Source organism: Armatimonadota bacterium (assembly GCA_013359125.1).
Classification (GTDB): domain Bacteria; phylum Armatimonadota; class Fimbriimonadia; order Fimbriimonadales; family GBS-DC; genus JABWCR01.
The window spans coordinates 234,659-260,283 of record JABWCR010000001.1; the positions used below are offsets into that span (position 1 = coordinate 234,659).

The window sequence follows — 25,625 nt, forward strand, 5'->3', positions numbered from 1 at the left end:
CGGAGAAGGACAAAATGAGGGCGCTGCTGGCGGTGCTCGGCACGATCTTCGTCAGCCTGATGGGATTTGGGATCATCATCCCGATTCTGCCCAAATATGCCCAGGAACGGGGCGCGACGCAGTGGGAAGTGGGCGTCATTTTTGCCAGTTTTTCGATCGCGCAGATGCTCGCGTCGCCCTACTTGGGAGGGCTGTCGGATCGCATCGGACGGCGGCCTGTTTTGGTGTTCAGCATGTTCGGATCGGTCGCAAGCTTTGCGATCTTGGCGCTGGCGACCTCGATGCCGCTGGTGCTGCTGTCGCGAGTAGTGGACGGGTTGTCGGCGGCCAGCGTCGTTACGGCGCGAGCCTACATTGCCGACTTGTTGGCCGAGCACGAGCGAGCAAAGGGCTACGGCATGATGGGCGCTGCTTTTGGACTGGGCTTTATCGCCGGTCCGGCGATCGGCGGGCAATTGGCTCGGATTGGGCCGACCGCGCCCGCATGGGGCGCGGCAGGTCTGTCTCTTATCGCAATGATCCTGGCATGGCTCTACGTCTCGGAAACCCAGCATGCGTCGCAAGCGCGGGGCCCCAATCCGTTGCGCCATGCGCCGGGAATGCTCGGAAGACCGATCCTTGGACGCATTCTGTTCGTCAATCTACTGGTATGGAGCTGCTTTGCGGTCTATCACTCCACCTTTCCAGAGTTCGGGATGAAGCAATTTGGGTTCAAAGAGTGGCACTTGGGCAACATCTTGGCCTTGGTGGGCGGCACGGCGGTCGTAACGCAGCTTTACATCATGCCGCGCCTGGTGAAGCTATATGGCGAGCGATCGTGCATTGCCGGCGGTTTGGCAGTGTGCGCGTTGGGATTGGTCGGAGCGGCGACAACCCGCGATTCAAACCTGTTTATCGCGATGGCGGTGCCGATCACAGTGGGCGGCGCGTTCGCCTCGCCCTGTTTGACCTCGCTGCTCAGCCAAACAGCGGGGAAGCACGAAATGGGCCTGGTGCAAGGCGTTGCGAACTCGTTGGAGAGCCTTGGACGGATCATCGGGCCACTGTGGGGCTACATGATCATGGCGAAAGGCATTAGTTTGGCATGGCTTTCGGCGGGACTTGTAATGGTGGGCGTGGCCGCATTTGCCCTGACAATGAAACCTGCGGCTAATACAATTGAGGCAACCGGGGTATAATATAGTGTGGAACCGCATGGGCGATGCCGCCCGTGCCGACTGCCCGCAACGGTGCGGACCCGGGCCATGAGGCCCAACGCGACGCGCGATCGAATATCGATCACGGCGGGCAGACTTCTGCTTCTTCGCCGTGTCTTGCCGATCCCGCTTCGCCGCATGGAGCATAGGCTCCGCTACCAAACGGAGGTCGGGAAAACTTGAAAGCAGAATTTTTGAGCGCGGTCAATCTGCCCAGTCCGGCAGAGCAAATGCGCATGTATCGGCAGATGACCCTTATCCGCCGGTTTGAAGATCGAAGCAACCGAGCCTATCGAGAGGGCAAGGTCGGCGGCTATCTGCACGTCTATAGCGGGCAGGAAGCCGTCGCAGTGGGCTTTATCAACCAGCTGAAGCAACAAGACCAAGTTGTCGGCCATTATCGAGACCACGCCTATGTATTGGCGCTGGGCAGCGATCCGAACAAAGTGATGGCCGAACTGTACGGCAAAGCGACCGGCCTGTGCCACGGCAAGGGCGGCTCGATGCACCTTTACGACAAGCCCAATCGATTTTTGGGCGGATACGGCATCATCGGCGGCATGATCGGCATTGCGACCGGCGTCGCTTTTGCCGCCAAGTATCGGCGCGAAGACTCCGTTACCCTCTGTTTCTTTGGCGACGGATCGATGAACGCCGGGATGCTGCACGAGTGCTTTAACATGGCCGGACTGTGGGACCTGCCGGTAGTCTTCATAGTGGAGAACAACAAGTATGCGATGGGCACTCCGCTGGAGTTGCACAGCGCGGAGACGAATCTGGCCAAGCGAGCGTCCGTCTATGGCTTCCCATCGATTCAGGTCGATGGCATGGATCCGTTTAAGGTCTGGGATGCGGCCGGATCGGTCATCGAGTACGTGCGCGAGCGGAAGTCGCCCTACTTTGTCGAGGCGCTGACCTATCGATTTGCCGGCCATGGCGCGGCAGACATCACCGACCCTGGCTCCTATCGAACCAAAGAAGAGCTCGAAGAGTGGAAGCAGCGCGACCCCATCCTAACGCTTGGACGAGAACTCGTCGCGAATGGCATCGCTACCCAGGCCGAGTTGGACGAGATCGATCGGGAAGCCCAGAGCATCGTGAGCGAAGCGGCCAAGTTTGCCGAGGAGAGCCCTGAGCCGGCTCCAGAAGCACTGTTCGCCGACGTGCTGGCCTCCTAAAGCCCGATGCGAGAAATCACCTATCGAGAGGCGCTGCGCGAAGCGCTGATAGAGGAATTAGACCGCGACGAGAAGGTGTTCCTGATCGGCGAGGACATTGGCCGTTATCAAGGCACCTTTCGCGTAACCGAAGGGCTTTTTGAGAAGTACGGCCCGCATCGAGTGTGGGACGCGCCTATATCCGAGCCTGGCTTTACCGCCATTGCCGTGGGCGCCGCGATCGACGGGTTGAGGCCGGTCGTCGAGATGATGACCTGGAGCTTCGGTATCTTGGCGATGGACCAGATCGTCAATCACGCGGCTAAGATTCTGTACAAGTCGGGCGGCATGTGCCCCGTGCCGATGGTGATAAGAGGTCCTGCAGGACCTGGCAAGCAGCTGGCCGCCCAGCACTCGCACAGTCTGGAGTCTTGGTTTGCCCATTCGCCCGGATTGAAGGTCGCTCTGCCGGCTACGCCTGCCGACGCCAAGGGATTGCTGAAGACCTCGATCAGGGACAGCAACCCGATCGTCTTTATGGAGCACCCGCATCTGTACGGGGTGAAGGGCCCTGTACCGGAGGGCGAACACTTGGTTCCGTTTGGCGTGGCCGACATCAAGCGCGAGGGGAGCGATGCGACCATCATCACCTACAGCCGCGGCGTGCACTTAGCATTGGAAGCGGCCGAAACCCTGAGCAAGGAAGGCATCGAGATCGAGATCGTTGATCTGCGCACGATCAACCCGATCGACATGGAGACGGCGATCAATTCGGTTGCCAAGACGCATCGAGCCGTCGTTGTGCACGACGATTGGAAGTTCGCCGGCTTTGGCGGCGAGATCATCGCTCAGATACAGGAGCAGGCTTTTGACGAACTGGACGCTCCCATCTTGCGCGTGGCGGGGGCGGACGTGCCGATGCCTTACGCCAAGAACTTGGAGCAATTAGCGATACCGCACGCGCCGGACATTGTGGAAGCGGTCAAGCAGACGCTTCAGTGAGGGATGGAACTGAATGGTTGAAGTGATCATGCCCAAGATGGGCGACGGCATGGAAGAAGGCGTCATCATTCGCTGGCTGAAGCAGGAAGGCGACCCGGTCGAGGACGGCGAAACGATCGCCGAGATCGGCACGGACAAGGCGAATGTGGAGCTTCCTGCGTCTGGCTCTGGCGTGCTTGGCGGCGTACGATACAAGGACGGCGACACGGTTCCGGTCGGCCAGGCGATGGCCTACATCTTGGCCAGCGGCGAGGAGCCGCCCAAGGCGGATGCCGCGCCCGTTGTGGCAGCAAAGAAAGAGCCTGACCCCGTGGTAGAGGTTGCTGAAAAGCCAACGATCCGGGAAAACGATCGCATAAAGGCTTCGCCCCTGGCCAAGAAACTGGCCACTGCCAGCGGTGTTAACCTAAAGGAGGTTGCCGGCAGCGGGCCTCACGGCCGCATAGTGCAAAGAGACGTCTTGGCAGCGCAGAGCATCGTGCCATCGAAAGCGCCCGTATCCACGGCCGAGCCGATACCATACCTTCGCAAGCTCATCGCCCAGCGAATGACCGAAGCCAAGCAGACCATCCCGCATTTCTATCTCACAATAGAGGTCGAGATGGACGCCGCGTTGGCCCTGCGCAAGCAGCTGAACGAAGTGGAGGACGCGCCAAAAGTCAGCGTCAACGATCTGATTGTCAAGGCTTGCGCGCTCGCGTTGGAGAGGCATCCCAACATCTACGCTCAGATCAAAGACGACCAACTCGCCCATCCGCCCTCGATCGACATCGGTAGCGCGGTGGCCGTGCCGAACGGCTTGCTAGTGGCTGTGGTTAAATCGTGCGAGAAGAAGAGTCTTCGGCAGATTGCCGCAGAAAGCCGAGCGCTGGCGGAGAAGGCTCGCGACGGCAAGCTGATGCCGGATGAGATGAGCGGAAACGTCTTCACCGTCAGCAACTTGGGGATGTTCGGCATCGACGAGTTCAGCGCCATCATCAATTCGCCCGCGACCGCGATTTTGGCCGTCGGCGCGACAAAAAAGACCCCTGTTGCCCTAGAGGACGATTCGATCGTTGTTCGACAAGTCCTGAAAGTAACCCTGAGTTGCGACCACCGCACGATCGACGGCGCGTCGGGCGCGATTTTCTTGCAAGATGTCAAGCAGAATCTGGAGCAGGCGATTCGGTTGGTGGGGTAGAATGCCCAAATGGTCGATCGGAGGCCCTCGCAGAGCATTGCCCCGATCGTTACCGAGCCCGCCTGCGCTCTCCCGTTTGAACAAAGATGACGGCGGTTCTCGCTAGTGGCTGGCACGATGAACTGGCGCGGCTGATCCGTAGCGCTCGGCATCGACTGACCGTCGCAGCGCCGTTTATCAGTCGCGATGGAGCCGCACTGGTCGTCGATCAATTGACGCCTGCCCTAAGACGTTCGGGGCGCATCGAAGTCGTAACCGACTTGGGGCCGGCACACGTGTGCGATGGCTCGTTGGACCTGTCCGCTGTGGAGCAGCTGCTACAGGTAGCCCCCAAATCGGCGCTGTGGCACGTGCCGCGATTCCATGCCAAGGTCTATGTCGCGGATGGCGCCAGGGCGATAGTAACATCCGGCAATCTCACGGGCGGGGCTTTCTATGGAAATGTCGAGTGCGGCCTCTTGGTCGACGACCCCTTGGCTTTAGAGGCCATAGAAGGCCTCTTTCAAGATTGCAGAGCAACAGGGGCCGCTGTGGGGCAGGTGCAATTAGCAAACTATGCGGCCGTGGCTTCCAAGGCTCGCGAGCGCTACGCCCGGCAACTGAAGACGACCGACTCGCGTTTGCGGCGAGCCTTCCGGCGGGCGCTGCTCGTTGCCGAAGACGAACTGATTCGCCTGCGGTTGGCTGGCGGACCAATCCATGCCGTGTTCGCGCTGACCATCGAGCACCTTCTGCGAAAGCACGGGCCCCTGCCAACCGCGCGCTTGCATGAGTTTATCAGCCGTCTCCACCCGGATCTATGCGACGACACGATCGATCGCGTCATTGACGGCAAGCGCTTCGGCAAAAAATGGAAGCACGCCGTCCGCACCGCGCAACAACACCTTAAGCGCACGGGAGTCATCAGCTATACCGACCGGCTCTGGGACCTGTCGGACGGTCCCTGATTGGCTATTTGCGATGGGATGTCTGCGCGCCCATCCGTTCATTCTCGAGACTATAGAATTCGAATGAACGATCCGCTAAGGCGATCGGGCTCGTCGATTAGCGGGGTTGTCTAAGTTCGACCGGCAAAACCTGTAAAATTAACAGGGTGGATTCAATCCATAATTCTCTTTTCTGTCTTATAATCTCCTCACTTGACTTTGCAAAAGGAGGAGTTTCGATGAAACGCTTTATCGCTTTAGCGCTGGCTGGCGTCATGGCGCTGTCGGCAAACGCAGTGGTGATTTACGACGCATTGACCGGTACGCCTGGCCTCACCTTCACCAGCGGCACCCCGCGACACCTGATGGGCGACGGCATGGACGTGCTGGCTCCCAGCGGCACGATGGTATGGGAACTGAACCAGGTCGACTTTGTGCTGATCGCGGCGGCAGCCGTCAACTTCCAGAACGTAACCGCGCGCCTGCGCGTCTTCGACAGTTACGGACCGCTTCCGCTCGACGCCAATCCGGCCTTTGGCACGATGATCGGCGATTTCAACTACAATCTGGGCGCTTTGAGCACCACCGGAGCCGCCGCGTTCATCGTCAGTCTGGCCGTGCCTGCCGGCGTCATGCTGGGCGCGAATCTGGACAAGGGCATTGAGATCATGCTGATGGGCGACAACGTCGTTACGCAGACCCTGACGTGCGGCGTGGTCGATATGGCGCCGCTAGTGGGCGGCCAGGGCGGCCTTGTCGACGCTTTCTATCGGGATGCCAACGCCAACGGCCTGATCGACCGGAATGACGCCCGAACTTTCAGCGGCAGATTGAACGACAACACCGCTCTGCGCTTGCACGCCACCGAAGTGCCGGAGCCGGCTTCGATGATCGCTCTGGGCATGGGCTTGGCCGGCATCGCTCTGCGACGCCGAAACAAGTAGTCCGTACCTAAAGGCTGTTCCTCCAGCGCGGCTCGAATCACCGGGCCGCGCTTCACTCCTCCTGATACCTTGGCTTCCTGCGCTCCAAGAACGCCTTCATCCCGTCTTGCCCTTCATCGCCAGACCGAAGGTTCGCAATCAACCTGGCTGTTTCCTCGCGCGCTTGACCAGAATCCCATGACGGCAACTCGCTCAGCAGTTTCTTGATCGCCGCCATAGCAACGGGGCCGTTCTCTAGCAACATACGGACAACCTCGTCCGCACTATCGCCAAGCCGATTCACAAGGCCGATCCTCAGCGCGGTCTCAGCGTCAAATCGCTCGGCCGACAAGAACAAAGCCCTCGCATGGCCGATACCGATCTTCCGTACGACGTATGGCGAGATGACCGAAGGCGCCAACCCCAATCGAGCTTCCGTAAATCCAAATTGAGCGTCCAGCGCGCTCACTACATAGTCGCAGGCGGCTAACAGACCCGCCCCGCCCCCCAAGCAGGCGCCGTGAGCATAGGCGACTACGGGTTTGGGGCAAGCGGCAATCGACTCAAACGCATCGGCCAATCGAAGCGAGTCTTGATAGTTTTCTTCTTTTCCGAATGCTGCAATTTCCGCCATATAGTTCAGATCCGCGCCGGCGCAGAACGACTTGCCTTCGCCGGACAACGAGACCACCTTAACGCTCGCGTCTGTAGAGAGTTGGCGAAACGCATCCGTGATCGCTTGAATCAGCTCTGCGTTCAAGGCGTTGTGCTTGTCAGGCCGATCAAGAACGACCTTCGCGACCCGACCTTCTTTCTCAATCCGAAGCATGGCTTAAATCAAGGCGCCCAACTCGGATGCGAAACGATCGATCTCTTCCCGAGTTCGCGTCTCCGTTACCGCCACCAACAGGCAATCCCTCAGTTCTGGATAGTAGTCGCCCAAAGGCAAACCGGCCAGGACGCTCTTCTCCAACAGCCGATCTCGGGCTACCGTCGGATCGATCGGCAGTCTCAAAGCGAACTCGTTAAAGAACTTTGCATCGGGAAAAGCCATAGAGCATCCGGGCAGGGAGGAGAGTCGTTCAGCCGCGTAATGGGCCTTCTGAGCGCACGTTTCGGCAACCGCCGTAATTCCGTGCTTGCCCAAAGAGGCCATATAGATGGTCGCTGCCAAAGCGCACAGCGCTTCGTTCGTGCAGATGTTCGACGTTGCTTTCTCTCGCCGAATGTCCTGCTCGCGAGCGCGAAGCGTCATCACAAAGCCGCGGCGTCCTTCCACATCGGTCGTCTCGCCCACAATGCGCCCCGGAATCTTGCGGATATGCTCCTGCTTGCAGGCAAAGAAGCCCAACAGAGGTCCGCCAAAGTTCATCGAGAGGCCTAGGGTCTGACCCTCGCCCACGACGATGTCGAACCCAAACTGGGACGGTGGCTTGAGTACGCCCAGCGAGATCGGGTTGACCGAAACGACCGCCAACGCGCCAACCGAGCGCGCAGCGGCTACGATCGACGCCAGATCGTCAATGTTGCCAAAGAAGTTTGGATACTGCACCAATACGGCGGCGGTCCGATCGTCCAACACATCGATTACGTTCTCGACCTCGACATAGTCGCGCTCGGTCGTCTTTAGATAGGTTTCGGTTACCTCTCGATAGTGAGGATGCACCGACCTCGCGCAGACGATTCGGTTTCGCCCCGTAACGTTGCAGGCCATCAGACCCGCCTCTGCAAGCGCGGTCGCGGCGTCGTACATCGAGGCGTTGCAGACGTCCATGCCCGTCAAGGCGCAGATCATGCTTTGGAATTCAAAAATGCTTTGCAACAGCCCTTGGCTAACTTCCGGCTGATAGGGCGTGTAGGCGGTCAGAAACTCGCCTCGGCTAAAGAGCGCGGGCACAATGCTGGGCACGAAGTGATCGTAGATGCCTGCGCCCAAGAAGCAGACGTTCTCGACCATGTTGGCGTTCTGCGATGCCATGCGGGAGAGGTTTCGGAAGATCGCATGTTCGTCCAAGCCAGCGGGAACGCTGAGCGGGCCATCGATGTAGAGGTCGTCCGGAATATCGCGAAAGAGTTCTCGAACCGAACGAGCGCCGATCTCCGCCAGCATTCTTCGCCGATCTTCGTCGGTATGGGGGATGTACCGCATTAGTGATCCGACCGGTACGCCGCATACTCGTCCGCGCTCATCAAATCGTCCAACGGCGATAGGTCCGTTGCCCGGATTCGCACGATCCAACCCTCGCCATAGGGGTCGGTGTTGATCAGTTCCATCGCGCTGACCAGATTTCCGTTCGCAGCGGCTACCTCGCCTTCAACGGGCGTATACAGCTCGGACGTGGTCTTGTTCGAATCGACCGCTCCAAAGGCTTGCTCTTTCTGCAGATAACGGCCCGGCTCTGGCAGTTCGACGTAGACGATGTCGCCTAACTCGCCTTGCGCGTAATCAGTGATCCCGATGACGATCTCGTCGCCTTCGACGCGAACCCACTCATCGGTCTTGGTGTACTTAAGATTGGAAGGAACGTCCATGCCTTGCGACCTCCGGGTCGGATTTGCTCCGATTCTACCCGGGCGTCAGCGGGCAGCTTTGTCTTTGTTGGGCGTTTGGCCTCTTTGGTCTTCCTTTCTGCGCCCGCGACCGTTCAAGCGCTCCATTTTTTGGCTGTATTGGAGCGCGGTGTGCACAAAGGCCGCATGAGACCAGGTGAGCGGCGCAACGGAGAGCGGCTCGCCCGTGTAGGGATGGATCTGTTCGGACAATGCGCCTGTCGGCAGCGCCCACCGGATGCACCATTCGAGCAGTTCGAGCGGTCGCTCCATATCGCAGGGCTCATCGGCAGCCAAGATCAGGTGCTCGGCCAGCCACAGAGTGCAGATAAACCAGGGATTGCCCGGCACGCTGTGCGACTGGCGGAAGTAGTAGTCGTTTTCGTATCGCGCCATGCCGCCTACTTCTGTATTGACCCAGAGCCGTTGCTCGATCGTGCGCGCGGACGACTCGACCTCGGGATCGTCGATGGGGAACATGCCAAAAAGCGGTATCACCAGCGAACTGGAGTCGGGCACCAAGTCTGGCGAGTAACCCCCTCGTTTGGACGGATAGAGCGTGCGCAGGAAGAAGCCTCGATCGTGATCGTAAAAGTAGGTTTTGAAGTTTTCTTTGATCTGGTTGGCGGCGGTCTTAAACTTCTTGGCGCGGGTATCGCCGATCAACTCGGCAAAGCGCGCGCCGGCCTCCAATCCTGCCCAAACGGCGACGGTCGTAAAGCAGTGCACGCCGCGCCGCTCTTCCCAAAGATCCCAACTGGGAAGAGGCAAATGCGAGTGCGGATCGCGAAAATCGACCATAAAGTCGCACATCGGCACGATCATCTTTTCGTAGAGCGGCTCGACGAACTCGATGTCTTGCAGACTTTCGTAATGCCGCCACAGCGCCCACATCACTAGCCCTGTGCCGTCCTCTTGAAACGGAACTTCGGCCTTGCCATCGATGTACCAAGGATGCCAAGACGCTCCCATACTGCCGTCGGGCGTATATTTGTGCATCAGCGCCGCTCGATCGGGCGGCAGCACGCGAGCGCAGAACTTAAAAAAGTTTCGAGAGACTAGCGCAAATCGAAGCTCGTCGAAAACGCTCGTGATGATCGCTCCGTCTCTCGGCCACAGGTAGCTGTAGTGCGCCTTCACGTTCTGCATGATGTCCGAATCGTTGGCGGCGGTTACTGCGCCTCGGTCGTCGATTTGCGTCCGCATGATCAGCAGGCTGCGAGCGCAAAAATCGGCTATGCGTTGAGGAAGCTTCGAGAAGTTCTCAGCGCTTTTGGAGACCCAAGCGCGCCAAAAGCTCTCCGTTTCCCGCGCCAGCGCCTCTGGCCCGCGCGCTTGAACCAATTGATGAAGGTCCGACACCTGCTGCAAGTTTCGACCGCAGGCAATCCAATACCACATCGTTTGGGCGCCTTCTGCCGGCAGAGGCAAATGAAACGCGACCGTGCTGTCGACCGAGCCTTGCTCGATCGGATTGCCCGCTAGTTGCCCATCCTCGGCGTCGCGCCATGTTCCCACCAGATGGCTGTAGCCCTTGACGCCCGTCGTGTATTGAGAGATGCCGCCATAAGCATCGTAACCAGAAATCAAGAAGTAGTTGTCGAGCTTATAGTGGACGATGGCGTTTAGATAAGGGTTGAAGAAGGCGGTGTCGCCAATGTCGCTCTCCATGATGCGCAAGTCGTGAGAAAAGAAGATTCGCGCCTCTCGGGGGCGGTTCGCCAGGTTCTTGGCTTCGATGCGCTTGATGTAGAGGTTGTGGCCGTGATGCACGACATCGACCAAGTGGAGTTCCAACTCCAATTCTTCGTTGCGGCAAAGCACGTTGCTGGCCAGGGTGCCGTCCATGTAGTCGATCGCTTTCGACCAGGAAGGGTCTTCCAACCACGCAAATCGGTCCTCGACCCATACGCCCATGCGAAGCTTGGCGCCGCTCAGGTGATTATAAAGACCAACGTACGGGAAATAGAAGTCGCGGACGTTGAGACCGCTGTCAAAGGCGAGCAGCATCTCGCCGTTTCCGATGGCTAATGGTCTGGGCATACTCTCTCTATTTTCGGCGGCTGACCGCCTGCTCCTCGGCCAAGTTCGCCCGTAAGAGCGCCGGGAACTCTGGCCCATTTCTCGCTGTTACGTAAGAAGCCCTATGCGGGCTTTGGCTTCCAGCGGGAATCAAGGGTATACTATTATGCCCGTTGGGGCGATGTAAAGGAGGTTTTGGATGAAGCTTAGAATAACGTTTTTGGCTCTTGGGCTGCTCGCGGTATTTGTATCGACGGCGCAACCAGGCAAGCAAGAGAGCGTACTTCCGTTCGAGTACGTCCCCAACCGTTTGCTGCTCAAGTTTCGAGATTCAGCGCTGCCGACAGGTTGGCAGAACGGGAAGATCGTCAACGCCCATCCGTTGCTAGTGCAGCTCAATCCCAGCCGAGCGCAGGTCATGGACCTGATCGATGTCATCGTTCTCGATTTCGACCGGCCTGTCAGCGTCCCCAACCTAGTTCGATTTGTAGCCGGCCACCCGGACGTTGAGTTCGCAGAGCCGGACGGCATTGCTCGAATCGCGTGGACGCCTAACGATCCGAATTTCCTCAACAACAACCAATACGGCCCCCGCAAGATCGATGCAGAGCCCGCTTGGGACGTATGGAGAGGCGACGATAACTTCATCATCGCCATTCTGGATACGGGCGTGCAGTCGAACCACAGCGACCTTAACGGCAAGTTTGTCACAGGCTACAACTACATCGCCAATAATAGCAACGCCGAGGACGACCATGGCCACGGTACGCACGTGGCCGGCATTGCATCGGCGAATACTAACAATGGCGTGCTGATGGCCGGCATCTGTCCAATGGGCAAGATCATGTCGGTCAAGGTGTGCAATTCGGGCGGAAGCTGCAGCTGGAACGGTATGGCCAGCGGCGTTACGTTCGCCATGGCCAACGGCGCCCACGTGATCAACATGAGCATTACCGGCTCGGGCGGAAGCGCAACCTTGGCGACGGCCCTGACTCTTGCGCACAACAATGGCGTGCTCACCATCGCGGCGGCCGGCAACAACGGCTCGTCCAGCAGCAACTTCTATCCGGCCAACTATCCCGAGGTGATCGCGGTCGCGGCCAGCAACAACACGCCCACCAATAATAAGTGGCAGTGGAGCAACTATGGCAACTGGGTGGATGTGGCCGCTCCGGGAGAGAACATATTCTCAACCTGGCGCTTCGACAGCACGAACTGGCTCAGTGGCACCTCGATGGCTTCCCCGCACGTTGCGGGCGCGGCTCTGTTGCTCTATTCGAAACTGGTCGAACTGCCCGCTCAGCGCAGCATGGCGACCGCCTTGCAGGTTCGGACGCTATTGGAGACGACGACCGATCCGGTCAACGATACGCTCTTGGGGTCGTATGTGCGCACCGGAAAGATCAACCTGAACCGGGCGTTGCGCTCCATCTTGCTGGACGGCGACATCAACGGCGACGGTTGCGTCAACGACACCGACCTTGCGATCATTCTCGAAAGATTTGGTCAATCAGGTCCAAACCGAGCCGACCGTAACAGCGACGGTGTGGTAGACGACACGGACTTGGCGATCGTCCTGTCCCAGTTTGGCCAAGGCTGTTGATCGATAGCAGGCTCTCATCGCGAGAGCCTGCTACTTTGACTTCTCCAACTCCATCGAGAAAAACTTCTGAAACGGCTCGCCGGTGCGGGCGAACTCGCCGACTTCAATCCATCGTCCCTTTTCGTCTAGTTTGATCGTATATCGGACGTTGCCCGGGCCTGCTTTGAAACCCCAGACGATCGATTTGTCGCCTACTTCGATGTCGGAGTCTGCGGTCATTCCCTGCTGCGTGATCGATCGCATAATGTGCTTTTGCTTCGTCGTATCGTACAAGATCATGCCGAGCGCATGGTGCACGACCAACTCCTCGCCGCCCTCTCCCTTGATGACGCCCTTTCCTTCCACAACCAGCGCAAGACCGTCCAGGCGCGATTCGACCACTTCAATTACGTCGGCCGTATGCTTCTCGCCTCCAGCCATCAGCATCTCGGCTTTGCCTTTCCATGTGCCGATCATAAAGGCCAGTTTCTTCATGGCCTCTTTCTGATTGCCTGCTGGGGGCTGGGCGACAGCGCTGCAATTAAGAGCAGCGAGCGCGACGAGAAGAGCGGCCTGCCATAGGGTCTTTGTCATCCTCATGGGATAACGTTCGACCTGGCAGGCCGCTTTCCTATTGGAGGTGTGTTAGTTTTGTGCGGCTCGTTGATTCTGCTGGAGTCGAGCGACTGCCGAAGGGCCGGCAGGGTTGAGCAGGAGTTCGACCATTTCATCCGTAACCATCTCTTGGATTCGAGCGTTGCTCAACTGTTGCTGGGCCACGGTGAAGGTCGCGTTCTGCGCCTGTTGGGGCGTCATTCGTCGGATGTTGTTCAACTGCAGCATCGCATCGTTGCGAAGCTGCTCGACAACGCCTTGGACGCTTTGTCGGGCTTCGCGCTGCTGATCGCGGTTGCCCCCGCGGCCAGGCTGCCTCAAGTTGACGCCGGTTTGACGCTCGATCTGGCGCATCGATTGCCCCATCATTTGCCAAACGTATCGGTCGGATCGCCTTCGCCACTCCTCGTCCGAAATGCCGCGAATCTCTCGGATCATTTCGTTAGCCGACTCGCGACGCGAATCGGTGTACCAGATGGACTGTGTCTGCTCGGGCCTGAGGATCGTCGCCAAGCGCGCAGCCTGATTGCGGATAAAGGTCTCGAACTCTTGATCGAGCGCCCTCAATCCGTTCTCAAGCGTCTGCACCTGTGCATTCAGATCGCCGGCAAGCGCGCTCCCGCGCCCGACAGAATCGTTGGCCGATCCGATCAGGCTCGCGTTCTTGTCGATAAGGGCTTTGCGGGCCTCCTCATAGGTCGCCCGCTTCTCGACCGCGCCCTTGGTTATTCTTGCAAACTCTGCCAGCTGGCCCGAGTTGAGGTTCAGCGGCTGCATAATGCGGAGAGCGTCCAATTCGTACATCGCCAACTCGGCAGAATTGGACTGCTGTGCAACGGCGCCAATTACGGTTGCGGTTGTCAAAGCCGCCAAAGCAAATCTAATCATGAGAATGCCTCGCACAAAACTGAATTTACGTACTATCAAACGGTACGAATGAGGAGAACGAAGGTTCGGCGCTTTTGCCTAAACGGTCCAATCGGAGCGAGGAATCTCAACGCGAGATCGAGCTGCCATCGCTTCGTTCGCGCGCAGCGCCGCGACGCACGCCTTAAGAGCCTCGGATGCGGGCACGAGCGGCTTCTCGCCCTGCTGGATGCAGCGGATAAACTGCGCAAGCTCCAGCCAGTAGGCGTTGCGGTTCTCGCCGTAGGCCAGCTCTTCCGGCTTGGCGTCGCTGCGCTTGGTCGGCCCGCCTTCGACCACGATCGCCTCGCGCCCGCCGACCTTCTCGCGCTGTGCGGCGTCCAGCCAGGTCAATTGCTCGGCCTTTGCCTCTCGGAACAGGTAGCCCTTTGATTCTTCGATAAAGCCGATGCTGCCTTTATCGCCAAAAACCCATTCGGAGTAAGAGTCGTGCGCGTTGCTGGTGATGGAACTGTAAAGAGCCCGCACGCCGTTGGGATACTCGAAGACGCACGAAACGTTGTCGAACGCCTCGCGACCGTCTTGCCAATAATCCACCCCGCCAAACCCGACCACGGCGGTCGGCGCAGAGCCTAAGAACCAGTTGAAGATGTCGATTTGATGGGATCCTAACTCGGCCATCAGACCGCCCGAATACTCATCATAGAGCCGCCAGTTTAGACGCCGCTCCAGCGAGGCGTCAGGCACGGATCGCCGCCAGCTTCCGTTGCGATGCCAGACGGCTCTCAAGTGGGTAACGCGACCGACGGCGTCGGCCTTGACCCCGTTTCGGGCCTTTTGATAGATCGGGTTGTGCCTTCGCTGATGACCGATCATCAATGTTTTCCCGGTTGATGCCGCGGCAGCCGCCATCGCCTTAGCGTCTTGTACCGTTTTGGCCATCATCTTCTCGCACAGCGCGTGTTTGCCCGCCCGCAGGGCAGCGATCGTCATCTGGGCATGAAGATGAAGCGGCGTCGCGATCACGACGCCCTCGATCGAGGCATCGTCCAATACGGCTCGATAGTCGCTGACGGCCTTGGCCGCGGGCGCGATTTTTCGACCGTTCTCCAGATGCGGCGCGTAATCGTCGCAAATCATGACGATGTCTGCGCCGGGCACGGTCGTCAGTTGGCGCAATAGGTTCGTCCCTTGGGCGCCCGTGCCGACCAGCGCGATCTTGGACTTGGGCTGAGCGTTAGCCTTAGAGGTGAGAACGCCAAACGAGACGAGGGCCGCGCCAATGGCCGATTGCCGCAAAAAGTCGCGCCGAGAGAGATCCATCAAGTAAAGAAGTTCGCCGCAATCGGCAAGGACTCCTGCCTAGGCCGCTCGCTTCTCTCGACCGTCCATAATGGCCGAGCGCACCTGTTCCCACTGTTCCACGGGAATCGAGAGGAACAACTTGACCACTTCGGGATCGAACTGAGCGCCGGCGCACTTTTCGATCTCGGCCTGCGCCTCTTCGATCGACCGTCCCTGGCGATACGGCCTGTCCGATGTGATCGCGTCCACGGTGTCGGATATGGAGAAGATGCGAGCGCCTAACGGGATCTCATCGCCCGATAGCCCATACGGATAGCCCGCTCCGTCCCAGCGCTCGTGATGATGAAGCACGATCGGCGCGGCCGGACGCAGCATATCGACCTTCATGCACATGCGATAACCGACAACCGGATGTTGCTTCATGATCACCCATTCTGCGTCGTCTAACGGGCCGGGCTTGTAGAGGATGTTGTCCGGCACACCGATCTTGCCGATGTCGTGCAAGAGAGCGCCTCGCTCGATGGCGGTCAGTTCGTCGCCCTCGATCCCCATCTGGCGAGCCATCAGCATCGTATAGGCCGCAACCCGTTCGCTATGGCCCTCCGTCTCCGTGTCCCGCGTATTCAGGGCGGCCAGCAGCGCTTCCATCGTCGCCCGGTAAGTCTTCTGGAGCTCCTCGTGCAACAGATCTTCGCGCTTGGTCTCCAGCGTTCGTCGCGTCAGATTCCGCTCGATCATGATCGGAATCTCTTGCACGTTGTAGGGCTTGGTGATAAAATCGGCCGCGCCTTCTTTCAGAGCCCGTCGCGCCATTTCGATGTTTCCAAAACCAGTGATCAGGATGACGGGCAGCCCCGGACGCTTGCGATTGATGTTCGCCAGTAGTTCAAAGCCGTTCATACCCGGCATAAAGATGTCGCTGAGGACGATGTCGATCGGCTGGGAATCGATAAGGGTCAGGCCTTCTGCCGCGTTCGATGCGGCAAAGACTATGTACTTAGCGTCTTCAAGCACAAAGCGCATAGTCTCCCGCGCCAAGTCGTCGTCGTCTACGATCAGCACTCTGCGCTGTTGCGATTCGCTTATTGAAGACATCTCTGAGTTCTCTTCGAAGTATCTATAAAGCATTGACCGTGCCGCCTTCCTGGCAGGGCGCCGCCAGGCGCATGGCGCGTCAAGGCTCCATCCATCTGTTTATTATTGGCCAGCCTGGGCAGACTGACCACATAGATGAGAGAAATCCCGTATATTTGGCGTCGATCAAAGGACTTGGATGCCAATCGGAGAAGATAAGATGCGTGGCAAAAATGAAGCTCGCGGTCTACACCGTGATGATCGGACCGTCCAATGTGGAGGCCGCAGCCGACATGGTGGCCAACGCAGGCTATGACGGTATCGAGTGGCGCATCCATCCCGAATGGCACATTTCGCCCGCCGACCTTCCTCGCCATGCCAAGCAGTACGCGCAATTAGCCGAAGAGCGCGGCATCGCAACCAGCGGATTCTCGACCTACATTCCCATAAGCGATCTAAAGACTCTCGACGCCGTGTTCGCAGGCGCCGCCGAGATGGAGGCAATGGAGGTTCGGGTCAACGTGCCTCGATACGACGGCAAGAAGCCCTATCCGAGGCTGCTGGACGAGGCCAAGCGCGACCTGAAGGGCGTGGCCGACTTGGCAAAGAGGCACGGCATCAAAGCGACCGTAGAGATGCACCACGGCGGGATCATTATCGATTCGGCCTATTCGATGCGCCTGGTCGAGGGCTTTGACCCGGCACAAATCGGCGTCATCTACGACCCGGGCAACATGGTGCACGAAGGCTTCGAGCGTTGGCAAATGGGCATGGAGCTTCTGGGCGATTACTTAGCCCGAGTGCACGTCAAGAACGCAAAGTGGGTCAGCGGGCCGAAGGATTCGCAGGGAATGGGTCGTTGGAAGGCCGAGTGGGCGCCTTTGGACGACGGCGTCGTGCATTGGGGCGACGTGATCAATGCGCTTAAAGCCGTCGGATACGAAGGCTGGCTGTCGCTAGAGGACTTTCATTCCGGTATGCCGGTCGATCGAAGGCTCAAGTCGGCTCAAGAACTTTTAACCCGCTTGATAAAAGATTGACGCCCAGTCGTCCATTGCATCCTGCCAAGGCCGCATGGGCGGCAAGCCGTTCCAACCGCTTCGATACGAGACGAGCGATGTATCGGTCGGTCTTTCGGCGGGCGTCGGCCAATCCGACTTTGAGATGCCGACAACCGTGTGCGTCAGGCCCATCGATTTGAACGCTTGCTCGGCAACCTCCTTCCATGTTGCACGGCCATCGTTAACGATATGGAAGACGCCTCTCAACCGATTCTCCGCGATCTTGGCAATTTGGTTGGCAAGATCGACCGTGTAGGTCGGACTGCCCCACTTGTCGTCTACAAACCGCATGCGCTGTCCCTCTTGCGCCATCTGGATCGCGCGAGCCGCAAAGCACGGCCCCAAGCCGAACAGCCAAGCCGTGCGCACGATCGCCGCGTCGGGAAGGATGCGCTGGATCGCTCGCTCCGCTTCTAATTTCGATCGGCCATAGACATTGATCGGGTTGACGGCGTCGAACTCGTGATACGGCGCGCCCTTCTCGCCGTCAAAAACGTAGTCCGTCGAGACGGCGATCAAATGGCATTTTGCTCCTCGGCATGCGGTTGCGAGGTTCGCCCCGCCCTCGGCATTGATTCGAAAGGCGGCCTCGGGGTTCTGCTCGCACTCGTCAACCCGCGCCATCGCCGCACAGTGGATAACGACATCGGGCACTGAGGCTCGGACGAAATCGATCGTCTGATCGGCATTGGCAACGTCAAGATCGGCGCGGCGCGGCGCCAAAACAGTGTGAGAATAGAGCGCGGCGACCGCTTCCTTCCCCAACAAACCCGTGCCGCCCGTGACCAAGACTCTCATCTGACTACCAGAACTTTACCAGAGATGCGATGCCGACGATGGCGCGGTAAACGGTGAAGGGCAGGGTCGTCTTAGTTCGAAGATAGGCCAGCAAGAAAGCGATACAGGCCATCCCCACGATCATCGACGCCAAAGCGCCCGCAATCATCGGCGCGATCATGTCGTTCGGAATGCCCGCGTCCATCGCCTTTTTGAACGAAAAAACCGCCGCGGCCAAGGTGATCGGCACAGACATCAAGAACGAAAACCGCGCCGCCGCCTCGCGCTGAAGACCGAGGAACAGCCCCATTGTCAAAGTACTGCCCGAGCGCGAGACGCCCGGCATCAGCGCAAGCGCCTGCGCGCATCCAATGAGAATGGCATCCCAAAAACCCACTTTGCCGAGCGGTCGCTCCTTCTTTCCCAAATAGTCAGCCAGATACATCAGTAACCCAAAGCCGATCAGGAACGCGGCGATAATTTTGTTCTGTCCTCGGAAGACCGCCTCGATCTGATCGCTAAAGAACAGCCCGACCAACCCGGCCGGGATGCAGCCGAGTACGATCGCATACGCCATCTTCCGATCTGTCGATCTCGCAGGAGATCGGCTCAGCCCAGCTTGAAGGTAGGTCCACAAGTCCCGCCAAAAGTAGAGAATCAGGGCGCAGACCGTGCCTATGTGCAGCGCCAAATCGAACATCAGTTCGACTTCGGGCGACCCGGCGCTGATCCCGAACCACTCTCGCCCCAAAATCAAGTGGCCCGAGCTTGAGATCGGGAGAAACTCGGTCAAACCCTGAATCACGCCTAGAAAGAGGGCCTCGAGCAGGCTCAAGGCGTCACCTCGACAAACTCCTTAGGCCGATAGGTTTTGTTATACCAAAGCGCGACGTTGCGCGCGATCACAGCGACCGGAACCCCGAAAAACATCCCCATCAGGCCAAAGAACTTGCCGACCACCAGCAAGATCAAGATGACCATGGCCGGATGAAGATCGACGCTGTCGCCGATAATTTTCGGCATGATCATCTTGTGCTCGATGAAGAACAGCACGGTGATGAAAATCGCCACGCCCACGGCGGTCGGCACATCGGTTACGACCAGCGCCATCAACGTGATCGGTACGCCCGCCAGCGCCGAGCCGATGACCGGTATCGCCCGCGCAACGCCTGCGAACAGCGCCATGGTCAGCGCATAAGGCACCCCGAACAGCGCCAGGCCGATCCCCATCGCCACCCCGGCGATCACGCAGAGAATCAGTTGCCCGACGATGAAGGCCCGCATGATGGCGTTGGTCTCGGTCGCAATCTTGGTAGCCAGCCGAACGTGCCGGCGCGGCACCATCAGCATAATCTCCTTCCTCAAACTCCGGCGAAGCAGGCGACTGTCGTAAACCAGATAGAAGATCAAAACGGGCGCAAGCAAGAGTTCGATCAGAAAGTTAAAATAGGCGCCCGTGCGCCGTCCGATGTTCTTCGTCCATTCCCCTATATTCCCAAAGAGCGATCCAACCGCTGTGCTCATCTCCTCCCGCTGCTTCTCCGCCCACTCCTGCGTTCCCTCAGGCAGCGACTTGTACCAATCGTCGTATGCGGCAGAAATGTCCTCGATAAACGCCTCGACCTTGGCTTGGTGCTTCGAAGAGTTGTCAATGAACTTCTTCGTTTCTTGCACGAACGGCGACACAAACGCGCGAGCCCCTAGAATTATGAGAACGACCAGACCGACGACGGCCAACAACGTAACAAACCCCCGCCAAATGAGAGGCGGAATCGAGGTCGGTTTGTAGCGGCAAACGGTATCGACGACAGGGCAGAGTATATAGGCGAACGCACCCGACACAAGCATCAATCCGGCCACGTGCAACGATTGCCACGCAACGTACAGCACGACCGCGATCAGCGCCAAGCGCACCAACAGCCAAAGAAGGCTGAATGCCCAGGGCTGTGGGACGCTCTCGGTCGGCTTCACGGTCGAGCGTGATTATACCGTCAAGCGTCTTACGACTGGTCGGATACAAACTCCTTCCAAAGCGCGTCGGCGCTCTTGCCGGTCAGCTTCTCAAACAGCGGCATCGGGTCTTCTCGGTGGCGCAGGGCTTTGTCCAATGCAGGCACAAGCCGCATATCGTACTTGCGAGAGCACCATGCCAGCCACTTGGCCGTCGTCCGATAAGAGTCGGTGTAATTGCTTTTCTCAGCGTCGATCTTGGTGCGGCCAGACCCGGCATGGAGTTCCGGTTCGTAGCGCCACCATCGAATGTAGTCCGCAATCCCCTCCACCAGCCAGCCGGGTTTAGCGCGACTGGGCGGATACTGCTGGACGATGTGGGTCAGTTCGTGCACCACCATCCCTAAATCGTTCGGATTTCTCGCAATCCAATCGGCGCTGATGGTGATCGTATCGCCCGATGCATGAGCCGGCACGTTTAGCGTCTTCTTGAAAACAAGTTTGATCTGTGCCGGCGGCTTGTACGCTTCGCCTCTTGAGCCGCCTGTAACAGGGTCCCTTCCGTCGGTCGCCAGAAGCTCCGTTACTTTCGGATGCCAAGCCTCAACCAGCGCTTTGGCCGTCTCGCCCCACTCCTTCGCCTCCGGCGCGTCAGAAACATCCACTGCGACAGGCGGACAGGCAATGGCCTTCGCAAGGGGATACATGTTCTTAGAATCTGACGACAGACCGACCAACAGGCAAAGCAGCGAGGCGAGAATCATCTTGCCCGACCGCTATTCTTCGCTCAGAAATTCTTCGGCTTGGAACAGGTTGATGCCGCTCTCTATTAGGCTGATATACTTGCCCATCAGCGCCTCTTCTTCGACCTGCTCGTCCAAGAACCATTGCAAAAATTGGAAGCCGACATAGTCGCCCTCGGACAGCGCGACCTGAGCCATGCGCTTGAATTGCGCCGTAACGGCCTGCTCGCTGGTCAAGGCCTTCTGACAAGCCTCGAGCGCCGACTCGAACCGCGTTTCGGCGGCCGATACGGCAGGGATGTTGAACGGCGTGCTGGTATCGATCAAAAACTTGACGATCTTCAGCGCATGTTCGCGCTCTTCTTCGCTTTGAGCGTAGAACGCTTTGGCCCAACCGTCTAAGTCGTTGCTTGCAAAGTAGGCGGCTGTTGCCAAATAGTGATTGCTGGCTTTTAGTTCCCAGCCGATCTGCTCTTCGAGCATGGCGGCAAGTTGTTTGCTGATCATGTGTTGAAACCTCCAGACAGATAGTTTACTCGGCTTCTTCGCTTGCTAAGACGGACTGGTCGATCATGTGGCCCAACTTCTCGACCTTGGCCAAGAGGTAGCCGCGATTGTGCTCGGTTGGCTCGGCGACGATGGGCACATGCTCGACCACCTTCAAGCCGTAACCCTCCAGCCCGCTGATCTTGGCCGGATTGTTGGTCATCAGCCGTAGCGACCGAATGCCGAGCAAGAGCAGTATCTGCGCGCCGATGCCGTAGTCTCTTAAATCGGCCTTGAATCCCAAAGCCCGATTGGCCTCCACCGTATCCAGCCCCAAATCTTGTAGCGCATAGGCTTTGAGCTTATTGATCAGGCCAATGCCGCGACCTTCGTGCGGAATGTAGACCAGCGCCCCCCGCCCTTCGCGCGAGATCGCCTTCATCGCCAAGTGCAATTGATTGCCACAGTCGCATCGCAAGCTGCCTAACACATCGCCGGTAATGCAGCTGGAATGCATCCGAACCAAAACCGGCTCGCCCGAAGCCACATCGCCGACCGTCAGGGCGATGAACGGGTTGGAGTCCACCTCGCTCTCAAAGGCGTAAAGTTGGAACTCGCCAAACTGCGTGGGAAACTTGAGAGGCCCGGCCGCCTGCTTGACCAATCGCTCGGTGCGCCGCCGATACTCGATCAGTTCGGCGATCGTTACGATCTTCATGCCGTGCTTCTTTGCAATTTCGATCAACTGCGGCATACGCGCCATCGAGCCGTCCTCGTTCAAGATCTCGCACAGGGCGCCCGCAGGGCTCAGCCCGGCCAAATGCGCAAGGTCTACCACAGCTTCTGTATGCCCGGCTCTCTTTAGCACGCCGCCTTCTTGCGCTCTAAGAGGGAAGACGTGCCCAGGCCGCACAAAATCGCTCGGCTGAGCGCCAGGATCGACAAACAGCCTCACCGTCCGCGCCCGATCAAAGGCAGAAATGCCGGTCGTGGTGCCCTCGCGCGCGTCGATCGCCTCCGCAAACGGCGTGCCGTGGCGAGTGGTGTTGTCCTTGGTCATCATCGGGATGCCCAATTCGTCCAGCCTCTCCCCGGTGGCCGGCAGGCAGAACAGCCCGCGCCCATGAGTCACCATGAAGTTGACCGTCTCCGGCGTGATCCAGTCGGCAGCGATCACAAAGTCGCCTTCGTTCTCCCGATCCTCATCGTCGGTTACAATCAGAATCTGGCCCTTTCGAAACAGATCGATCGCTTCGTCAGCCGATGCAAAAACGCCGTCTTTCCCTTCCATCGCTATGGAAAAGAATACCCGACCTATCGGGCTCCGCGAACAAGAATCAGGCAGGTTTGCGGGCAATCTCAACCAGCGCTTTCAACGCCGCCTCCTTGTCGCCCGGTGCAATCTCGCCCTCGATCACCTTCTCCGCCAGTTCGTGCTTTAACCGCCCGATCTCAGGTCCAGACGTCAGTCCTAGCGCCTCCATGATCTCCTTGCCCGACAGAGGACTGGACCAGAGCGCTGTCGGTACGGGTTGCAATGCGGCATCGGCCCGGCGCCGCAGATCGGCCATGTCGGGCCGCTTTCCCGACGGGCGCCGCGCCTTTGCGTCCGCCTCTACCAAGGTCGTTAACTCCGCAAAGTTCGATCCGGCATCCCTCATCAAACGCCTCACCGCCCCCATGCTCCAACTCGTCTTATAACTCCCCGCGCGCATGTGCAGCCGCACCAACGCCGCGACCCGATTGATGTCGCGATTGGAGAACGTCAAACGACGCATCAACCTTCTCGCCAGACCCTCGCCTTCATCCTCGTGGCCAAAGAATCGATATCGCTCGCCGTCCCAGGTTCGACATTGGGGCTTGGCCGCATCGTGCAAGAGCGCGGCCAAACGCAACCGCCATCCAGCCTCCTCAGAAAGATTGTCCATCGCGGCCAAAGAGTGATCCCAAACGTCGTACAGGTGGTATCCGCCCTGCTCGCAACCGACCATAGGCAACAACTCGGGCGCGAATTGAGCCAGAAGGCCCAAATCTAAGAGCATTCGCATCCCTCTCGAAGCCTTGGGGCTGCTCAGCGTCTTCGTCCACTCTTCGCGGATGCGCTCTGCGCTGATGACCTTTAGGCGCTGAGCGTTGCGGCGGATGCCTTGAGCGGCGCTTTCTTCTATCTCGAACTCCAACAGCACGGCAAATCGCACGGCCCTCATCATGCGCAACGGATCGTCATGAAAGGTGATGTCTGGATCGCGAGGAGTGCGAAGGAGGCGAGCCTTGAGATCGGCCAGTCCGACGCCGGACGAATCCCAAATCTCGCCGGTGTGCAGGTTTTGATACAGGGCATTGACGGTGAAATCTCTTCGCAATGCGTCCTCTTCGAGCGTTGCCGCCTTTACGCTCGGTTTGCGGCTGTCGATCGCATACGATTCCGATCGCGTTTGGGCAAGTTCGACCGTCCTGCGCCCGATCCTGACAGAGGCGGTCCCAAATCGCCCATAGGTTGCGGGCCAGGTCGTCGCAATGCCCTTTGTGTACAAAAACTCAGCCAATCCGACAGCATCGCCAAGCACCGCAAGATCGAGATCGCCGGTTGCTCGAACCCCGCGCAGCCGATCGCGAACCGCCCCGCCGACCAGGTAGACGCAACCCTCCCACTCGGTCCCGACGGTCGCATCGCGAATGCGCCTAAGCGCAGAGACCATTCTCAGCCTCTCGCAGCCAAACGGATTGCCGAGCGCAAGAGATCGTTCTCGTTCGCCTCAGGGTTCTCTTCCATCGCCGTTTCGACCGCCTTCCGCGCCAAAGACTTCGTATAACCCAATTTTACGAGCGATTCCACCAAGTCGTCCAACTCCGATGGGCCCGTCTGAGCCACCACGGCGGCGACTTTGCGCTCAAAGCCTAGCTCCGCCGCCTTGTCGCCCAATTCGATCACGATGCGTTGCGCCAACTTCGAGCCGACTCCAGGGCATTGCTGCACCTGCGAGGCGCTTCGGTCGGCGATAGCGGCGGCCAGTTTGCTCGGCTCCATCGCGCTCAGCATGTTGAGCGCCAGCTTGGGCCCAATGCCGCTGATCGAGACCAAAAGATCGAACAGCCTTCGGTGCCACGCCTCTGCAAAGGCATAGAGCACGATGCCCTCTTCCTCGTTAAAGATTGCGCGCGTGGTGATCTGGCGACCTTCGCCTACCATTAGCGACCCCAAGAGCCCCGACGGCGCGCGAAGCTCATAGCCGACCCCGGACACGTCTAAGATGAACCGGTCGCCATCGATCGAAACCACCTCGCCCCTTAGCAAGCCGATCATCTTAAGGGATCACCTTGTTGAGCGGATACTCCACAATGCCCTCGCCCCCCGCCCGCCGAAGGCTGGGGATGAGCTCCCGCGCCTGCTTCTCGTCAAGAATGACCTCCACCGCGAACCAACCCTCGTCGCTGAGCGGCGAGAGCGTCGGTCGCCTGAGCGCGGGCATCAGAGCCAGCACCGACTCCAAGCGCTCGGACGAGACGTTTAGCTTCAACCCGACCAGACCCTCCGCGGCGATCGCGCCCTGCATCATCAAAAAGATGCTCTCGATCTTCGTCCGCTTCCATTCGTCGTCCCAGGCCGTCTCGTTTGCGATTAGGCGCGTGGTCGAAACGAGCAGCTCATCGATAATCTCCAAATTGTGCGCCCGCAACGAACTGCCGGTCTCCGTATTGACGACGATGGCATCGACCAAGTTCGGGGTCTTGACCTCGCACGCGCCCCAAGAGAACTCGACCTTGGCGCGGACGCCCTTCTCAGCCAGCCATCGCTCGGTCAGGCGGACGTACTCGGTCGCTATGCGCTTGTCCTCTAAATCCTGGACCTTTGTGAAGCCGGAATCGCGATGCGCGGCCAGCACAACGCGCACGGGATTCGTGCTGTTCTTACTGTACTGAAGTTCGCCGATCTCGGCCACTCTGGCCCCGCAATCTTGAACCCAGTCGTGCCCGGTGATCCCCGCATCGAGAATGCCGTCCTGCACATAGAGCGGGATCTCTTGAGGTCGCAAGAGCACCGGCGAGATTTCGGAATCGTCCACCACAGGATGGTACGAGCGGCCGGAAGTGCGAAAGTTCCATCCAGCGCGGCGAAACAGGGCAAAAGTCGCCTCTTCTAAACTTCCCTTGGGCAATCCTAACTTGAGCAATCAAGAGCCTCCACTGAGAGCCGATTCTACCTGCGAG

25 protein-coding genes are annotated in these 25,625 nt (G+C 58.8%); 8 read left to right on the top strand and 17 right to left on the bottom strand.

All coding sequences use genetic code 11. The annotated features are described in order from the left end of the window. The first annotated feature begins 14 nt into the window (after positions 1 to 14). From HUU60_01180 to HUU60_01205, 6 genes are all read left to right on the top strand, one after another. Positions 15 to 1,178, top strand: coding sequence for an MFS transporter (locus tag HUU60_01180; protein NUL81317.1), 1,164 nt, complete (start codon positions 15 to 17; stop codon positions 1,176 to 1,178). Positions 1,179 to 1,426: 248 nt separating this feature from the next. After that, positions 1,427 to 2,374, top strand: a complete 948-nt coding sequence (gene pdhA / locus HUU60_01185; protein NUL81318.1) for a pyruvate dehydrogenase (acetyl-transferring) E1 component subunit alpha — start codon at positions 1,427 to 1,429, stop codon at positions 2,372 to 2,374. Positions 2,375 to 2,380: 6 nt separating this feature from the next. Then, positions 2,381 to 3,355, top strand: coding sequence for an alpha-ketoacid dehydrogenase subunit beta (locus tag HUU60_01190; GenBank protein ID NUL81319.1), 975 nt, complete (start codon positions 2,381 to 2,383; stop codon positions 3,353 to 3,355). 13 nt (positions 3,356 to 3,368) lie between these two features. Then, positions 3,369 to 4,535, top strand: a complete 1,167-nt coding sequence (locus tag HUU60_01195; GenBank protein ID NUL81320.1) for a 2-oxo acid dehydrogenase subunit E2 — start codon at positions 3,369 to 3,371, stop codon at positions 4,533 to 4,535. An 86-nt stretch (positions 4,536 to 4,621) separates the two neighbouring features. Beyond that, entirely contained in the window at positions 4,622 to 5,482 is an 861-nt protein-coding gene (locus HUU60_01200) for a hypothetical protein (protein NUL81321.1), read from the top strand. A 218-nt stretch (positions 5,483 to 5,700) separates the two neighbouring features. Then, on the top strand, positions 5,701 to 6,405 hold the full coding sequence (locus HUU60_01205; protein ID NUL81322.1) for a PEP-CTERM sorting domain-containing protein: 705 nt from the start codon (positions 5,701 to 5,703) through the stop codon (positions 6,403 to 6,405). Positions 6,406 to 6,457: 52 nt separating this feature from the next. Here the strand turns inward: HUU60_01205 and HUU60_01210 are convergent, their stop codons facing one another. Genes HUU60_01210 through HUU60_01225 form a run of 4 tightly spaced genes read right to left on the bottom strand, consistent with a single transcriptional unit; the run spans position 6,458 to position 10,977 of the window. Then, a complete protein-coding gene (locus HUU60_01210; protein NUL81323.1) occupies positions 6,458 to 7,213 on the bottom strand; it encodes an enoyl-CoA hydratase/isomerase family protein in 756 nt (251 codons plus the stop codon). A 3-nt stretch (positions 7,214 to 7,216) separates the two neighbouring features. Further along, positions 7,217 to 8,533, bottom strand: a complete 1,317-nt coding sequence (gene gcvPA, locus HUU60_01215; GenBank protein NUL81324.1) for an aminomethyl-transferring glycine dehydrogenase subunit GcvPA — start codon at positions 8,531 to 8,533, stop codon at positions 7,217 to 7,219. Then, on the bottom strand, positions 8,533 to 8,916 hold the full coding sequence (gene gcvH, locus HUU60_01220) for a glycine cleavage system protein GcvH (GenBank protein ID NUL81325.1): 384 nt from the start codon (positions 8,914 to 8,916) through the stop codon (positions 8,533 to 8,535). Before gcvH ends, gcvPA begins: the two co-directional genes overlap by 1 nt. Before the next feature lie 45 nt (positions 8,917 to 8,961). Next, positions 8,962 to 10,977 (bottom strand): glycoside hydrolase family 15 protein, encoded by a 2,016-nt coding sequence (locus HUU60_01225; GenBank protein NUL81326.1) that lies wholly within the window; start codon positions 10,975 to 10,977, stop codon positions 8,962 to 8,964. A 178-nt stretch (positions 10,978 to 11,155) separates the two neighbouring features. Here HUU60_01225 and HUU60_01230 point away from each other — a divergent pair, with 178 nt between their 5' ends. Further along, positions 11,156 to 12,559, top strand: a complete 1,404-nt coding sequence (locus tag HUU60_01230) for a S8 family serine peptidase (protein NUL81327.1) — start codon at positions 11,156 to 11,158, stop codon at positions 12,557 to 12,559. Positions 12,560 to 12,589: 30 nt separating this feature from the next. Here HUU60_01230 and HUU60_01235 read toward each other — a convergent pair whose 3' ends face one another. The 4 genes from HUU60_01235 to HUU60_01250 form a co-directional block, all read right to left on the bottom strand. Next, positions 12,590 to 13,138, bottom strand: a complete 549-nt coding sequence (locus HUU60_01235) for a hypothetical protein (GenBank protein NUL81328.1) — start codon at positions 13,136 to 13,138, stop codon at positions 12,590 to 12,592. A gap of 45 nt (positions 13,139 to 13,183) precedes the next feature. Continuing rightward, entirely contained in the window at positions 13,184 to 14,041 is an 858-nt protein-coding gene (locus tag HUU60_01240) for a hypothetical protein (protein ID NUL81329.1), read from the bottom strand. A gap of 78 nt (positions 14,042 to 14,119) precedes the next feature. Then, entirely contained in the window at positions 14,120 to 15,343 is a 1,224-nt protein-coding gene (locus tag HUU60_01245; GenBank protein NUL81330.1) for a Gfo/Idh/MocA family oxidoreductase, read from the bottom strand. A gap of 39 nt (positions 15,344 to 15,382) precedes the next feature. Beyond that, positions 15,383 to 16,420: a response regulator gene (locus HUU60_01250; protein NUL81331.1), complete on the bottom strand. Its 1,038-nt coding sequence runs from the start codon at positions 16,418 to 16,420 to the stop codon at positions 15,383 to 15,385. A 212-nt stretch (positions 16,421 to 16,632) separates the two neighbouring features. Here HUU60_01250 and HUU60_01255 point away from each other — a divergent pair, with 212 nt between their 5' ends. Continuing rightward, complete coding sequence (locus HUU60_01255) at positions 16,633 to 17,439, top strand: sugar phosphate isomerase/epimerase (protein NUL81332.1); 807 nt, start codon at positions 16,633 to 16,635, stop codon at positions 17,437 to 17,439. Here the strand turns inward: HUU60_01255 and rfbD are convergent. From rfbD to HUU60_01300, 9 genes are read right to left on the bottom strand one after another with little or no spacing between them, the layout of a single operon-like run. Further along, positions 17,416 to 18,258 (bottom strand): dTDP-4-dehydrorhamnose reductase, encoded by an 843-nt coding sequence (gene rfbD, locus HUU60_01260; GenBank protein NUL81333.1) that lies wholly within the window; start codon positions 18,256 to 18,258, stop codon positions 17,416 to 17,418. The genes HUU60_01255 and rfbD overlap by 24 nt on opposite strands. Before the next feature lie 4 nt (positions 18,259 to 18,262). Next, positions 18,263 to 19,072, bottom strand: a complete 810-nt coding sequence (gene uppP, locus HUU60_01265; protein ID NUL81334.1) for an undecaprenyl-diphosphatase UppP — start codon at positions 19,070 to 19,072, stop codon at positions 18,263 to 18,265. After that, positions 19,069 to 20,208: an AI-2E family transporter gene (locus HUU60_01270; protein ID NUL81335.1), complete on the bottom strand. Its 1,140-nt coding sequence runs from the start codon at positions 20,206 to 20,208 to the stop codon at positions 19,069 to 19,071. Before HUU60_01270 ends, uppP begins: the two co-directional genes overlap by 4 nt. Before the next feature lie 29 nt (positions 20,209 to 20,237). Next, complete coding sequence (locus tag HUU60_01275) at positions 20,238 to 20,951, bottom strand: hypothetical protein (GenBank protein ID NUL81336.1); 714 nt, start codon at positions 20,949 to 20,951, stop codon at positions 20,238 to 20,240. Positions 20,952 to 20,963: 12 nt separating this feature from the next. Then, a complete protein-coding gene (locus HUU60_01280; GenBank protein ID NUL81337.1) occupies positions 20,964 to 21,437 on the bottom strand; it encodes a ferritin in 474 nt (157 codons plus the stop codon). 25 nt (positions 21,438 to 21,462) lie between these two features. Further along, a complete protein-coding gene (locus tag HUU60_01285; GenBank protein ID NUL81338.1) occupies positions 21,463 to 22,707 on the bottom strand; it encodes a bifunctional 3,4-dihydroxy-2-butanone-4-phosphate synthase/GTP cyclohydrolase II in 1,245 nt (414 codons plus the stop codon). A 46-nt stretch (positions 22,708 to 22,753) separates the two neighbouring features. Continuing rightward, positions 22,754 to 24,115 carry an HD domain-containing protein gene (locus tag HUU60_01290; GenBank protein NUL81339.1) on the bottom strand — a complete coding sequence of 454 codons (1,362 nt, stop codon included), beginning with the start codon at positions 24,113 to 24,115 and terminating at the stop codon, positions 22,754 to 22,756. A 2-nt stretch (positions 24,116 to 24,117) separates the two neighbouring features. Further along, positions 24,118 to 24,720, bottom strand: coding sequence for a Holliday junction branch migration protein RuvA (gene ruvA / locus HUU60_01295; protein NUL81340.1), 603 nt, complete (start codon positions 24,718 to 24,720; stop codon positions 24,118 to 24,120). A gap of 1 nt (position 24,721) precedes the next feature. Next, the gene (locus HUU60_01300; protein NUL81341.1) at positions 24,722 to 25,588 is read right to left on the bottom strand and encodes an ATP phosphoribosyltransferase; all 867 of its coding nucleotides are present in this window, start codon (positions 25,586 to 25,588) and stop codon (positions 24,722 to 24,724) included. Between the last annotated feature and the right edge of the window lie 37 nt (positions 25,589 to 25,625).

What these genes read in the sequence shown, in the direction of transcription:
- rfbD (NUL81333.1), bottom strand. Translation starts at nt 18,258, where the DNA reads ATGAGAGTCTTGGTCACGGGCGGCACGGGTTTGTTGGGGAAGGAAGCG.
- HUU60_01230 (NUL81327.1), top strand. Translation starts at nt 11,156, where the DNA reads ATGAAGCTTAGAATAACGTTTTTGGCTCTTGGGCTGCTCGCGGTATTT.
- HUU60_01280 (NUL81337.1), bottom strand. Translation starts at nt 21,437, where the DNA reads ATGATCAGCAAACAACTTGCCGCCATGCTCGAAGAGCAGATCGGCTGG.
- pdhA (NUL81318.1), top strand. Translation starts at nt 1,427, where the DNA reads ATGCGCATGTATCGGCAGATGACCCTTATCCGCCGGTTTGAAGATCGA.
- HUU60_01290 (NUL81339.1), bottom strand. Translation starts at nt 24,115, where the DNA reads ATGGTCTCTGCGCTTAGGCGCATTCGCGATGCGACCGTCGGGACCGAG.
- HUU60_01205 (NUL81322.1), top strand. Translation starts at nt 5,701, where the DNA reads ATGAAACGCTTTATCGCTTTAGCGCTGGCTGGCGTCATGGCGCTGTCG.
- HUU60_01210 (NUL81323.1), bottom strand. Translation starts at nt 7,213, where the DNA reads ATGCTTCGGATTGAGAAAGAAGGTCGGGTCGCGAAGGTCGTTCTTGAT.
- HUU60_01250 (NUL81331.1), bottom strand. Translation starts at nt 16,420, where the DNA reads ATGTCTTCAATAAGCGAATCGCAACAGCGCAGAGTGCTGATCGTAGAC.
- HUU60_01235 (NUL81328.1), bottom strand. Translation starts at nt 13,138, where the DNA reads ATGAGGATGACAAAGACCCTATGGCAGGCCGCTCTTCTCGTCGCGCTC.
- HUU60_01190 (NUL81319.1), top strand. Translation starts at nt 2,381, where the DNA reads ATGCGAGAAATCACCTATCGAGAGGCGCTGCGCGAAGCGCTGATAGAG.
- gcvH (NUL81325.1), bottom strand. Translation starts at nt 8,916, where the DNA reads ATGGACGTTCCTTCCAATCTTAAGTACACCAAGACCGATGAGTGGGTT.
- HUU60_01240 (NUL81329.1), bottom strand. Translation starts at nt 14,041, where the DNA reads ATGATTAGATTTGCTTTGGCGGCTTTGACAACCGCAACCGTAATTGGC.
- HUU60_01195 (NUL81320.1), top strand. Translation starts at nt 3,369, where the DNA reads ATGGTTGAAGTGATCATGCCCAAGATGGGCGACGGCATGGAAGAAGGC.
- HUU60_01275 (NUL81336.1), bottom strand. Translation starts at nt 20,951, where the DNA reads ATGATTCTCGCCTCGCTGCTTTGCCTGTTGGTCGGTCTGTCGTCAGAT.
- ruvA (NUL81340.1), bottom strand. Translation starts at nt 24,720, where the DNA reads ATGATCGGCTTGCTAAGGGGCGAGGTGGTTTCGATCGATGGCGACCGG.
- HUU60_01225 (NUL81326.1), bottom strand. Translation starts at nt 10,977, where the DNA reads ATGCCCAGACCATTAGCCATCGGAAACGGCGAGATGCTGCTCGCCTTT.
- gcvPA (NUL81324.1), bottom strand. Translation starts at nt 8,533, where the DNA reads ATGCGGTACATCCCCCATACCGACGAAGATCGGCGAAGAATGCTGGCG.
- HUU60_01245 (NUL81330.1), bottom strand. Translation starts at nt 15,343, where the DNA reads ATGGATCTCTCTCGGCGCGACTTTTTGCGGCAATCGGCCATTGGCGCG.
- HUU60_01200 (NUL81321.1), top strand. Translation starts at nt 4,622, where the DNA reads ATGACGGCGGTTCTCGCTAGTGGCTGGCACGATGAACTGGCGCGGCTG.
- HUU60_01180 (NUL81317.1), top strand. Translation starts at nt 15, where the DNA reads ATGAGGGCGCTGCTGGCGGTGCTCGGCACGATCTTCGTCAGCCTGATG.
- HUU60_01285 (NUL81338.1), bottom strand. Translation starts at nt 22,707, where the DNA reads ATGGAAGGGAAAGACGGCGTTTTTGCATCGGCTGACGAAGCGATCGAT.
- HUU60_01255 (NUL81332.1), top strand. Translation starts at nt 16,633, where the DNA reads ATGAAGCTCGCGGTCTACACCGTGATGATCGGACCGTCCAATGTGGAG.